The 12,287-nt window shown below is 67.0% G+C and carries 10 protein-coding genes and 1 tRNA gene; 3 read left to right on the top strand and 8 right to left on the bottom strand.

The genetic code is table 11. The features are described 5' to 3' along the window. Positions 1–46: 46 nt before the first annotated feature. Entirely contained in the window at positions 47–928 is an 882-nt protein-coding gene (locus ShzoTeo12_RS00595; RefSeq protein WP_119257525.1) for a DMT family transporter, read from the bottom strand. A gap of 187 nt (positions 929–1,115) precedes the next feature. On the opposite strand from ShzoTeo12_RS00595, the gene ShzoTeo12_RS00590 reads away from it, so the two are divergent. Beyond that, positions 1,116–2,021, top strand: coding sequence for a DMT family transporter (locus ShzoTeo12_RS00590; protein WP_318910797.1), 906 nt, complete (start codon positions 1,116–1,118; stop codon positions 2,019–2,021). 95 nt (positions 2,022–2,116) lie between these two features. Then, positions 2,117–2,779, top strand: a complete 663-nt coding sequence (locus ShzoTeo12_RS00585; RefSeq protein WP_119257523.1) for a helix-turn-helix transcriptional regulator — start codon at positions 2,117–2,119, stop codon at positions 2,777–2,779. Positions 2,780–2,788: 9 nt separating this feature from the next. On the opposite strand, the gene ShzoTeo12_RS00580 is transcribed toward ShzoTeo12_RS00585, so the two are convergent. Then, a complete protein-coding gene (locus tag ShzoTeo12_RS00580) occupies positions 2,789–3,670 on the bottom strand; it encodes a transporter substrate-binding domain-containing protein (RefSeq protein ID WP_318910794.1) in 882 nt (293 codons plus the stop codon). 55 nt (positions 3,671–3,725) lie between these two features. Here ShzoTeo12_RS00580 and ShzoTeo12_RS00575 point away from each other — a divergent pair, with 55 nt between their 5' ends. Beyond that, positions 3,726–5,675 (top strand): glycosyltransferase family 2 protein, encoded by a 1,950-nt coding sequence (locus ShzoTeo12_RS00575; protein WP_318910792.1) that lies wholly within the window; start codon positions 3,726–3,728, stop codon positions 5,673–5,675. 16 nt (positions 5,676–5,691) lie between these two features. On the opposite strand, the gene ShzoTeo12_RS00570 is transcribed toward ShzoTeo12_RS00575, so the two are convergent. From ShzoTeo12_RS00570 to ShzoTeo12_RS00545, 6 genes are all read right to left on the bottom strand, one after another. Beyond that, entirely contained in the window at positions 5,692–7,713 is a 2,022-nt protein-coding gene (locus ShzoTeo12_RS00570) for a beta-galactosidase (RefSeq protein WP_413251109.1), read from the bottom strand. Between the two features lie 65 nt (positions 7,714–7,778). Then, entirely contained in the window at positions 7,779–8,456 is a 678-nt protein-coding gene (locus tag ShzoTeo12_RS00565) for an SDR family oxidoreductase (RefSeq protein ID WP_318910791.1), read from the bottom strand. Further along, the gene (locus tag ShzoTeo12_RS00560; RefSeq protein ID WP_318910789.1) at positions 8,437–10,092 is read right to left on the bottom strand and encodes an amino acid ABC transporter permease; all 1,656 of its coding nucleotides are present in this window, start codon (positions 10,090–10,092) and stop codon (positions 8,437–8,439) included. The genes ShzoTeo12_RS00565 and ShzoTeo12_RS00560 overlap by 20 nt, the downstream gene beginning before the upstream one ends. 63 nt (positions 10,093–10,155) lie before the next feature. Then, positions 10,156–10,902, bottom strand: a complete 747-nt coding sequence (locus ShzoTeo12_RS00555; protein ID WP_119257518.1) for a transporter substrate-binding domain-containing protein — start codon at positions 10,900–10,902, stop codon at positions 10,156–10,158. A 219-nt stretch (positions 10,903–11,121) separates the two neighbouring features. After that, a tRNA-Gly gene (locus tag ShzoTeo12_RS00550) sits at positions 11,122–11,195 on the bottom strand. A gap of 45 nt (positions 11,196–11,240) precedes the next feature. Beyond that, positions 11,241–12,266, bottom strand: coding sequence for a LacI family DNA-binding transcriptional regulator (locus ShzoTeo12_RS00545; protein ID WP_318910787.1), 1,026 nt, complete (start codon positions 12,264–12,266; stop codon positions 11,241–11,243). Between the last annotated feature and the right edge of the window lie 21 nt (positions 12,267–12,287).

Genomic DNA, 12,287 nt, shown 5'->3' with positions numbered 1-12,287 from the left:
GTGACGACGCAAAGTGGATTCTTTTGGTAGGGTCCGGACTTAGCCGTCATGCGCGAAGCCGGAAACGCCCGCCGAGACGCTCGCGGGCGATGATGATCATGCCGGCGGAAACGATCAGCGCGGCGCCGGCAAAGACGTTCGAGCCGGGCACGTCGCTCCAGATGAGATAGCCGAGCGCGAAGGCCCAGACGAGCGAGGTATATTCGAAGGGCGCCAGCACCGAGACGGGCGCGCGGCGCATGCCCTCGAACATGGCGAACTGGCCAAGACCCGCGATGAGGCCCGTTCCGGACATCAGGGCAAGGTCCATGGCGGTGACCGGTTGCCAGACGAAGGGCATGGCGAGCGCGGTGAACAGGATGAAGAAGCCGCTGGAAATGGTCATCTGCACCTGGGTGCGCTCGTGCAGCGCGGTCTTGCGCAGGAGCACGGTGGCGACGGCCCAGAAGATCGCCGCCTGCAGCGCGAGATAGACCGGCAGCGACAGCGTGATGCCCCTCGCCGCGATGCCGCAGGCAATGACCACGCCGACGAAGCCAACGACGACGGCGAGCCACCGGTAGCCCGGCACCTTCTCGCCGAGGATGGGCACCGAGAGGATCGTCATGACGACGGGCGAGGCATAGTAGAGCGTCGTCAGTTCGGCCAGGCCGAGATCGCGCGCGGCGGTATAATAGCAGAGCCAGGCGGCCAGAAGCAGCAGGTTGCGCAGGAAGAGCGGCCTGAGCACCGGCGAGCGGCGCGCATCCCGCAGCAGCGGGCGCCCGCCGACGGCAAGACACAGCGAGAAGATCGTCACGCTGCGCACGAAGAGGATCTGCCAGACCGGCAGGGCCACGACGAGCCATTTGACCGACGCATCCTGCAGGGAAAACAGGAAATAGGCGAAGGACGTCAGCAGAATGCCGGAAGAGACGGTCTTGTGCACGGAAGGAACCTCGAAGGCGCAAGCAGCCTCGCGCCCCTCTTGATAGCGCGCCGCGCCGTTTTGCGAAAGTGGCTGGAAATCGCAGGGAGAGGATACTTTTCCTGTGTCCTGCGGCCGGGCCCGGAAATGTCCCGAGACGCTGAAATTCCGGCGTGCAAGCGCGGCGGGAGAGGTATATGCGCGGACCATGGACACCAAACGACTCGGCTATGCCTTCACCCTGCTCGCGATCATGATCTTCAGCGTGCAGGACGCCATTTCGAAGCATCTCGGCAGCGCCTATCCGCCTGTCTTCATCGCCATGCTGCGCTTCTGGGCCTTCGGCGCCTTCGCGCTGGTGCTCGGCGCGCGCAGCCCCGGCGGCCTGCGGGCCGCGGCGGCGACGAAGCGGCCGTTGCTGCAGATCCTGCGCGGCGTGCTGCTCGCCTTCCAGATCGTCGTCGTCATCACCGCCTTCAGCACGGTCGGCCTTGCCCATTCGCAGGCGATCCTCTCCTCCGGGCCGATCTTCGTGGCGCTGCTGTCCATGCCGCTTCTGGGCGAGCGGGTCGGCTGGCGGCGCTGGACGGCCATCGCCGTTGGCCTCTGCGGCGTGCTGATCGTCATCGACCCCACCGGCAGCGCCTTCGACGCCAGCGTCCTGCTGCCGCTGGCCGGCGCGCTGATGTTCGCCCTCTATGTGATCGCGACCCGGCTTGCCAGCCGCGACGATCCCGCCTCGACGAGCTTCTTCTATATCGGCGTTGCCGGGGCCGTCGCGATCTCGCTCGTTGGCCCGTTCTTCTGGGCCAGCCTCACGCCGACGGACTGGCTCTGGATGGGGCTGCTGTGCATCACCGGCATGTCGAGCCACTATTTCCTGATCCGCGCCTACGACCTCCTCGATGCGGCAGCGGTGCAGCCGCTCACCTACCTCCAGGTGGTGCTGGCGGCGATCATCGGCGTTTCCGTCTTCGGCGAAACGCTGAACCTCAACACGGTCATCGGCTCGGCCATCGTCGTCGGCGCGGGCATCTTCACCATCTGGCGGGAAAGCGTGGTGGCGCGCCGACGCGCGCAACAGGCTGCGGCTGGCGCAGAGACAGGAAAATAATCCTTTTTTCTTTACTCGGACGGCGTCCTTGGCTATGCTTCCGACCATTCGGACCGGCACCAGCCGGTCCGCCGCCTTGGCAGGGTTTCGCAAGCATGTTCTCCCACGACCGGATCTGGGCGGCAATCGACGCCCTCGCCGAGCGCCATCGGCTCTCCCCGTCCGGGCTTGCCCGCCGTGCGGGACTGGACCCGACATCCTTCAACAAATCCAAGCGGCAGGGCGTCGACGGCCGGCAGCGCTGGCCCTCGACGGAATCGATCGCCAAGGTGCTCGACGCGACGGGCGCATCCATCGACGAGTTCTTCACCCTTTCCGACCCCGTCCGCGACGCGGCCCTGCCGCAGGGCGCCTTTCCGCCGCAGCCCGGCAGCATTCCCCTGCTCGGCTTCGCCCAGGCCGGCGCGGGCGGCTTCTTCGACGATGGCGGCTTTCCCGCCGGACAGGGCTGGGACGTGGTGGAGTTTCCCGCCTCGCCCGACCGCAAGGCCGGCGTCTATGCGCTGGAGGTGCAGGGCGACAGCATGCTGCCGCTCTACCGCGACGGCGACGTGCTGATCGTCGAGCCGGGCGCGCAGGTGCGCCGCGGCGACCGTGTCGTGGTGAAGACCCGCGAGGGCGAGGTGATGGCCAAGGTGCTGCACCGCCAGAGCCCGCGCAGCATCGAGCTCGTCTCGCTCAATCCCGAGCATCCCAACCGCAATTTCGACATGGACGAGGTCGACTGGATCGCCCGCATCATCTGGGCGAGCCAGTAGAGGCTTCCATCAGCCGCCGTAGAGATTGACCGGGAAGTAGCGCAGGTAGATTTCCTGCAGGCGACCGCTCCGCGAAAGCGCAAGCAGCGCGTGGTCGATCGCACCGGTCAGCGCCGTGTCCTCCTTGCGCAGCATGATCGTCAGCCCCTCGCCGAGGAATTTCTCCGACAGATACGGACCGTCGAACAGGCGGCAGCAGCCGGACGCGTCCGCCCCGCTCGTCCAGAAGGCGAGCTGCATGCCGTCGCCGAAGACGGCGTCCACCTTGCCGTCCTTCAGCGCCGCAAGCAGCGCCGCCCGGTCGGGGAACGGCTGCGCCTCGATCTTCGGGAAGAAGGCCTTCAGCATCGCCTCATGGGCGCTTACCGCGACGACCCCGACCTTGCGGCCTGCAAGGCTTGCCGCGGTCTCGCCCGGGGGCGGCGTCTTCTTGCCGACGGCAAAGCGCGCCGGCAGGCGCATGAAGGGCCGGGAGAAGGCGAAGCGTTCGCGCAGCGGCGTGCTGACAGCGATGCCCGCGGCCACCGCCTCGCCATTGCCGTCGGTGAGCGCCTTTTCCAGCTCCGGGAAGGTCACCGCCTGGATCTGGCACTTCTCCGTCAGCGCCAGTTCGCGGCAGATCTCGCGCACGAGATCGACATGGAAGCCGGCGAGCTTGCCGGTCTGGTCGATGAAATTGAACGGCGGGAAGTCCACCGTCGTCAGGAAGCGCAGCCGGACGAGGCCGGAAAGGTCCGGCCGGGCGATGCGCTCGCGGGTGTCGAAGAGGATCGGCAGATCGACCGGCGATCGCTCCTCCGCGGCAAGAGACAGCGGTTTCATCGCCGCCGCCAGCAGGCAGAGCGCAAAAAGCCCATGCATTTTAAGGGATGAAATTCTGTTTTGCCACATTACAATCAACTTGGGGTTTAGGAGGGCGCCGACGCGAAAGCGACGGTGGGACGGCATGACGCTGGCAGAGTATCCCGACGACATGGCTTTCGCCACCGCAATCGGTGTCCGGCAGGAGACGGTCCTGCCGCCGACCGAGGAGGGACAGGTGCCCGACCGCCTCATGGAGGAGGCGCGGCTCTTCCGCCGGCTCGGCCTTTCCAAGCCGCTGATTTCCGCCATGCTGGTGCAGGCCGGCCGGAACGGCACGACACTGGAAGCCGAGGTGCTGGCGAGCGGCGCCGTCTCGCACGACATCTACTACGAAGCGCTTGCCGATATCCTCGGCCTGCCCTTCCATCCCGTGCTGGACCCGAAGGAGATCGAGGATCTGCCCGGGGTGGACAGCCAGCTCGTCGAGCCGGTGATGGTGCGGCTGCGCCAGCCGGCCCGCGCGCCGATAACGGCGATCGTGCCGAGCGCGGCGCGGCTCGACGATCTTCGCGAGAGGCTGCAGGCTTCCGGAGAAATGCGCTCCCGGATGATCGCCACCACGCCCACCGCGCTGCGCGCCGCCCTCTGGCAGGCGGGCCGCGGCCGCCGGCTGCGCGAGACGGTCGAGCAGCTTTTCGGCACGGCGCCGGAGGCGAGCGCCCGCATCACGCTCTGGGGGCAGCAGGGGTTCTATATCGGCACCGCGCTCACGCTCATCGCCATGCTGCTCCTCACGCAGCCGGGCACGGTGCTGTTGCTGCTGCATATCGTGCTCGGCCTCTTCTTCTCCGCCACCGTCGTCATCCGCGCCGTGGCGCTCTTCGCCAAATGGTGGGAGAGGTACCGCCCGCGCCCGACATTGCCGCTTGGCCGGCGGCCGGTCTATTCCGTCTTCGTCGCGCTCTACCGGGAGGCCGCGGTGGTGCCGCAGCTTGTCGCCACGCTCGACCGGCTGCGATGGCCGGCCTCCTGCCTCGATATCAAGCTGATCTGCGAGGCGGACGACCGGGAAACGCTGGACGCGCTCGCCGCCATGCCGCTCGGCCCGCAATACGAGGTGGTGGAGGTGCCGCCCGGCCGGCCGCGCACCAAGCCGAAGGCGCTGGCCTATGCGCTGGGCGCGGCACGGGGCGACTATCTCGTCATCTACGACGCCGAGGACCGGGTCGACCCGATGCAGCTGGAGGAAGCCTGGCGCACCTTCACGGCGGGGCCGGCGCATATCGCCTGCCTCCAGGCGCCGCTGATCATCACCAATGCGCGGGAGAACTGGATCAGCGCGCTCTTCGCGGTCGAATATGCCGGCCTCTTCCGCGTGCTGCTCCCGCGGCTCGCCGCCGCCCGCATGCCGATGCCGCTCGGCGGCACGTCGAACCATTTCCGCACCGCGGTGCTGCAGGAGGTCGGCGGGTGGGATCCCTATAACGTCACCGAGGATGCCGACCTTGGCCTGCGCCTCTACCGGCGCGGCTACCGCTGCGGGGTGATCAGCCGGCCGACCTACGAGGAAGCGCCGACGCAGGTCCGCACCTGGCTCGGCCAGCGCACGCGCTGGTTCAAGGGCTGGCTGCAGACATGGCTGGTGCTGATGCGCAAGCCGGCTCAGCTGGTGCGGGAGATGGGGCTCGGGCCGAGCCTCGTCTTCCAGGTGCTGGTGGGCGGGCTCATTCTCTCCTCGCTCGCCCATCCGCTGATCCTCGGCTATATCGGCGTCATCGTCTGGCGCCTCGCCGTACTGGAGGCGGCCACCGTCGGCCCGCTCGACCTGACGCTCTTCGCCCTCGACTTCGCCAATATCGCCGGCAGCTATGCGGTCTTCATCGCGCTCGGGCGCATCGGCATGACGCAGGCCGAGCGGCTGGCGGTCGGTCCGCGCTGGCTGCTGACGCCGCTTTACTGGCTGCTCATCTCGCAAGCCGCCTGGCGCGCCGTGCGCGAATTGCACAGCAACCCGTTCTTCTGGAACAAGACGGCCCACCGCCCGGCACAGACGAAGGTGCAGCCCGAAGCGATGCCGGCCGCCGCCGAGTGAGCGGCCGGGATTGGTATCAGCGCCCGTCTTCCGTCCAGATCGCCACACCGACCGGCGCGAGCTCACGAGCACCGACGAGGAAGTCGGCATCGGGAGCGGCCGGCACGGTGGCCGGGGCGCTGCCATAGTTGAAGGCGAAGCGCAGGCGGCCGCGGCGGGCAAGCCGGAGGTCGCCGAGATCGGGCAGGCTCGCGACACCGGCCCAGCCGAGCGTGTCGCCCACCAGCCGCATCAGGAACTCGCCCTGCGGCAGGGTGGCGGCATAGCGCGCCCGCTCGTTGCCGATCACTGCCGGGGTGCCAGTATGGTGCGGGCCCTCGAAGGTCGCGAGCACCGTCTCGCTGGTGCGGATCGTCTCGCGCCAGCCGGTGACCGGATGGCTGGCATTGCCGTAGCGCACGGGCTCGCTGTGGTAATCCGGCAGGGACTCCACGCGCGTCACGCGGAAATCGATAAGGTCGGCGAGCGGCCCGGGTGGCAGGTCGGCGGGGATGTGCATGTCGCGCGTCTTGCTGCCGCTGCGCGGGCCGAACAGCGCCTTGGCACCGGAAGCCTTTAGCCGGGCAATGAAATCCGCATCGGGGATGACGAGGTCGGGTGCGAGCACCAGTTTGTAACCGGAAAGATCGGAATGCTGGCCGATGAAATCGACATCGACGCCGAGCCGGGAGACCGCGGAATACCAGTCGAGCGCGATGGCGGAGGCGGCATAGCCCCTGCCCTGCGGCAGGGCGCGGGTGGCATAGCGCGATTCGTAATCGAGCATGATGGCGACCGCTGCCTTTTCACGAACCTCGCCTTGCGGCAGGCGCGCCATTTCCGCGGCGACCTCGGCAACCTCCAGATAGCCCTGGTCGGCCTCGCTGTTCGGCAGCAGCAGGCCGGCATGGAACTGCTCCTGCGCGAAGGGCGCCTGGCGCCAGCGGAAATAGGAGACCATGTCGACGCCATGGGCATAGGCGAGCCAGGTCCACAGGCGCACCATGCCGTCGGCGGGCGACTGGTTGTAGGCCGCCCAGTTCACCGGCCCCGGCTGCTGCTCCATCACCCAGACACGGCCCTTGCCGACGGCGCGGTAGAGATCGTGGTTGAACGCCGTCTGGTCGGGATCGGCAACACGCAGGTAGCGCGCCTTCTCCTCGTCGCTCAGCCGGCCGTTGATGAGGCCGCCCATCGGATAGACGTCCCAGGAGGCGACATCGATATCCTCGCCGACCTTGTAGTGATCGAAGTCGGTGTTCTGGTTCATGAAATTATGCGTGACGAGGCGGCCCGGCGAATGGCGGCGGATGATCTCCACCTGCGCCTTGTTGAAGCTCTTCACCTGATCCGACGAGAAGCGGAAGTAATCGACCAGATGGGTCGGCGTCGGCTCCTCGACGAGGTTGTTCGGCAAGTCCACCTCCTCGAAGCCGTTGTAATGCATGCTCCAGAAGCGGGTGCCCCAAGCCTCGTTCAGCGCCTCGACGGTGCCGTAGCGCGCGGCGAGCCATTCGCGGAAGGCGCGCTTCGCCTCGTCGGAATAGCTGTGGATCGTGTCGTGGTCGCCGTATTCGTTGTCCGTCTGCCAGGCGTGCACGAAGGGATTGTCGCCGTAGCGGCGCGCCATGGCCTCGGTGATGCGAGCAGCCTCCACCCGGTAGCGGCGGCTGGAGAAGCAGTAGTGCCGGCGCGCGCCGAACTTGCGCACGACGCCGCGCGCATCGACCGGAAGGATATCCGGGTAAAGATCGACCAGCCATTTCGGCGGGGCGGCCGTGGGCGTGCCGAGGATGACCTTGAGGCCGGCGCGGCCGAGCACCTCGATCGCCTCGTCCATCCACTCCCAGTGGAAGGTGCCGGAACGCGGCTCGATATGCGACCAGGCGAATTCACCGATGCGCACCCAGGCAAGGCCGAGTTCAGCCATGCGGCGGGCGTCCTCATCCCATTTCTCGCGCGGCCACTGTTCCGGGTAATAGCAGACGCCAAGCTCCAGCATGCCGGCCTCCTTGCGGGCGGCGTCGAAGCGGTTCTGGTGGTCTAGCGGCTTATGCACTTTCTTGTCCTTGTCATTCCCGGCGCCGGTTCCATGGCGCCGTCATCGTTACGATCGGAGGGGCTTTACCAGGCGACCGTGCGGCCGTCGTAAGCCCGGAAACTTCCGGTTTCGGCAGGTGTCGTGGCGTCGATCAGGGCCTTCAGGCCCGCCGCGCTCTCGGCCACGTCGATGGCGGCTTCCGCGCCGCCCATATCCGTGCGCACCCAGCCGGGATGCAGCGAAATCACGGCGATGCCGTCGCGGCGGAAATCCTGCGCGAGCTTGACCGTCGCCATGTTGAGCGCCGCCTTGGAGCAGCGGTAAGCGTAGTCGCCGTCCTCGTCGTCGATCGTGCCTTCGGCCAGCGAGCCGGCGCGGCTGCTGATATTGACGAGGACCTTGCGACGGCCGGCCAGAAGATTGGGCCGGAGCGCACGGGCAAGCAGCAGGGGCGCAAGCGCATTGATGCGCATGACCTCGAGGAAGTCGCCCGTCGCCAGCGAGCCGAGGCCACCGGTATCGCCGCGGACCGCCGCATTGTTGATGACGATATCGACCGGCTGGCCTTGCAACCTCTCGCCGAGCGCGGCGATGGAGCCCTCATCCGCAACGTCGAGCGCTTCGGCACCGGGCGAAGCCTGCCGCATGCAGGCGATGACGCGCAGGCCCGCCGCTGCATAGAGATCGGCAAGCGTCCGGCCGAGCCCGCGCGAGGCGCCGGTGATGAGGACCGTTCCCCTGTCAGCGGTGCTTGACGTCATATTTCTTCTCGATGAGGCTGATGAGGCTGGCGGCCGCGAGCGTCAGCAGGATGTAGAGGATCGCCGCCGAATTGTAGGGCGCGAACGGCAGGAAGCTCGCCGACTGGAACTCGCGCATGCGCTGCGTGATGTCGCGGATCGACAGGATGGAGAGCAGCGAGGTGTCCTTCAGGATCGCGATCAGCTCGTTGCCGAGCGGCGGGATGACGATGCGGAAGGCCTGCGGCAGGATGACGAGCCGCGCCGTCTGCCAGCGGTTCAGCCCGAGGCTTCCCGCCGCCTCGATCTGGCCCGCCGGAATGGCGTTGATGCCCGAGCGGAAGATTTCCGCGAGATAGGCCGAATAGGCGAGCGCCATGGCGACGATGCCGCGCATCAGGTTCGGCGGATCGAAGACGCCGGCCGTCGCATCCTTCAGCGCGCCCGATAGCGGCAGGCCGACATAGAGCACGATGACGAGCATGGGGATGCCGCGGATCGTATCGACGACGAATTCCGAGCCGATGGACAGCGGATGGCGGCGATGCAGGAAGCCGCCGAAGGTGAGCAGGCCAAGGATGATGGCGATGACGGCGAATGTGATACCGGTGGCGCGGTCGCGGTCGTTCAGCGCCTCGACCTGCCAGAGGCGCGGCCAGTCGGCGGGAACGGAGGCCGACGGCAGCAAGGCGCCGCTGACATCTTCCTTCTTGCCGATGGCCTCGATGGCCTGCTGCGGAGTGACGAAAGTGCGCACCGGCGTCTCGGTCGTCGGGCCGCCCTCGTACTGGCCGAAGCGCACGGCGCTGATGAGACCGGAGGGCGTGTTGGTGACGATGCCGACCTTGCCTTCCAGCGTGCCGGCCAGCACGTAGCCATCCTTCGGCTGCAGCAGGAACCAGGCCGAAAGCGTGGCGAAGATGGCCGCCAGTGCGGCGAAGGTGACGAGGTTGCGGCGCGTATAACGCAGCTTCAAGAGCCCCACCCAGACGAGGCCGAGAATGGCGGCGAGGATATAGGCCGCGATGGCAGCGCGGATGGTCGTGGCAAGGCCCGAGGCGAAGGCGAGATGGGCGAAGAGCAGCACGAAGACGAGGCCCGCGCCGTTGAGAAGGCCGGTGAGCCAGGAGCCGGCGCGGCGCGCGAGGCTTTCCTCCGGCACGGCCGCCCGGCTGCCGAGGAAGAGCAGGCCGAGGCCGGCGAGCAGAAGCACGGCATAGGCCGGCCATAGCCAGCCCTCCACGCCGCGCACCATGAGGTCGGCCGCTTCCGTCAGCTGGCGGGGCGTCACGCCCTTGACCACGAGGTCGGATTTGAACGCATCGACGCCGTTCGCCACCACGGAGGCGATGAAGGGATGGACGAGGTCACCGGCCAGAATGGCAGCCGTCGCGACGAGGGCGACGAGGCCGGTGGCGATCGTCAGGCGCGGTCGCGCGGCCTTCGCCTGGGACAGGATCAGGACGCCGAGGCCCGCGGAAAAGGCGACCGTCAGCAGCAGGAAGCCCGGCACATAGACGCCCGAACCCGGCTCGATGCCGAGGATGGCGCGCAGCGCGCGCTGGTAATCGCCCGAGGAGGCAAAGAGATAGACGATGAAGGGCAGCGCGGCGAGGATCACCAGATTGCTGGGCCTCACGCTTCTGACGAACGACATTCCGGCCTCCGCGGCGCAATCGGGAAGGAAGCGGGAGCGCCAGACGGCGCCCCCGCGCGAGCCTTACTTGAGGCCCCAGTACTTGGCGATCAGCTTGTCGAGCGTGCCGTCGTCCTTGATGGCCTTCAGGCCCTCGTTGAAGGCCGCGACATTCTCGTCGCCCTTGCGGAAGACGAGGCCGAGCGGGTCGGATTCCAGATCCTTGATGGAGGCGACGAGTTCGCCGGCGAATTCCCGCTCATAGGCGGCGGCGTTCGCACCGTTGATCACGACGCCGTCGACGTCCTTGTTCTTGAGCGCGATGATGGCGGCGCTGAAGCTGTCATAGGCCGCGACATTCTCCTTGCCGACCACGCCTTCGGCGACCTGCGCGTCCGTCGTGTTGGCCTGGGCGGAGAGCTTGCGGCCCTCGGCCTTGAACTTGTCGAGCGTGATGCCCTGGTCCTCGGCGCGCGTCAGCACGGCCTGGCTGTTGATGATGTAGGGATCGGAGAAGTCCATCGCCTTCTTGCGCTCGTCGGTGATCGAGACACCGGAGGCGACGAGATCGAAACTGCCCTGGTCGAGCGCGGCGAAGATGCCGTCCCAGCCCGTCGTCACGAATTCGGCCTGGCAATTGATCTTGGCGCAGACGGCATTGACCACGTCGACGTCGAAGCCGACGATCTGGCCGGTCGCCGTGTCGACGCTCTCCATCGGCGGCGAAGTCGTGTCGGACCCGACCTTCAGCAGCTTGCCGCCAAGATCGGCCGCATGGGCACCGCCCGCCACGAGAGCGGCAAGCGCAAGCGTTGCAACGAATTTCCTCATCTCTTCCTCCTCAACATCGGCTCCGCCACAGCGGCAGACACTCGACAAATCCCACGGACAGGCACCCTCCTCCCATCCTGGAAAAACGGTAACAAGGAATATAAACGTTTTCAAGAAGAAATATAAACGTTTTTATTTTGAGCGGTACGAAGGGATGCACGCGCTATAGGCGTGGGAAAATCAACGGCTTCAGGTGAGAAAGGAAGAAAGACAGGCGGCTGGAGCGGGTAGCGGGAATCGAACCCGCGCGTTCAGCTTGGGAAGCTGACAGGCTACCATTACATCATACCCGCAGGGCAGCGCCGATGGCGCATCCATCCAACAGTTCGCGAAGCGTGTCAAGCGAGCCGGTCGCCGGAGCGTTCGATCAGCTGGGGCATGATGAGCGCCTGCAGAGCCTCGGGGGGCTCGCCTTCCATGCGGCGCAGGATGTATCGGCCGAGCAGTTCGCTCGGCTCGTGGATCGGCAGGTAATAGGTGGTGATCGGCGGGGCGAAGTACTGGCTGACATTGAGGTCGTCGGTCGCGTTGATCACCGCGTCGCGGCCGTGGACGAGGCCGTGTTCGTGGAAGCCGGAGAAGGCGCCGAGGGCCGAGGCTTCGTTGGCGCAGATATAGGCGGTCGGCGGGTTCGGCAGGGCGGACATTGCAAGCACGTTCTCGCGGCCGAAGGCGGGCGTCAGGTGGCCGTGGGCGATAAGGGCGGGGTCGAACGGGAGGCCGGCGGCTTCGAGGGCCTCTCGGTAGGCTTCCAGGCGGACGATAGCGTAGCTGAGCTCGGCCATGGGATTGATCAGGGCGATGCGGCGGTGGCCGCGTTCGGCGAGGCGGGCGACCGAGTGGCGGATCATCCGGTCGTTGTCGGCATCGACGAAGGCATGCGGGGCATTGTGCAGCGTGATGCCGTAGGTGACGAAGGGGAAATCCGCCTCCTGCATGATGCGCACGCGCGGGTCGTCCGCTCGGGTGCCGGAGACGATGATGCCGTCGGCTTTCTTCAAGGAGACGATCTGGCGGATGGTGGCGAGGCTCTCCTCGAAATTGCGCACGGCATAGAGCGAGACGCGGTAGGGGCTTTCCTCCAGCGCCCAGGAAATGCCGCTGAGGAGCTGGGCGTATTCGACGCCCTCCCATTCGTTCTGCTTGGGGCCAGGCGCGGTCATGATGGCGGCGACCTGGTAGGTCTTGCCGGTGCGCAGCTGCACGCCATGCATGTTGAGCTGGTAGCCGACGCGCTCAGCGGCAGCCACCACGATGGCGCGCGTTTCCGGCCGCACCTGCGGGCTGTCGTTCAGCGCCTTCGATACGGTGGCGATCGAAAGGCCCGTCTCCTGCGCGATGGTCTTGATCGTGGGTCTTGGCATCGCGTCCCGTCTGGCTCGTCT

Source organism: Shinella zoogloeoides, from assembly GCF_033705735.1.
Taxonomy (GTDB): Bacteria; Pseudomonadota; Alphaproteobacteria; order Rhizobiales; family Rhizobiaceae; genus Shinella; species Shinella zoogloeoides_A.
Note: the sequence above shows the minus strand (reverse complement) of the source record. Positions and strands in the feature narration are given on the sequence as shown.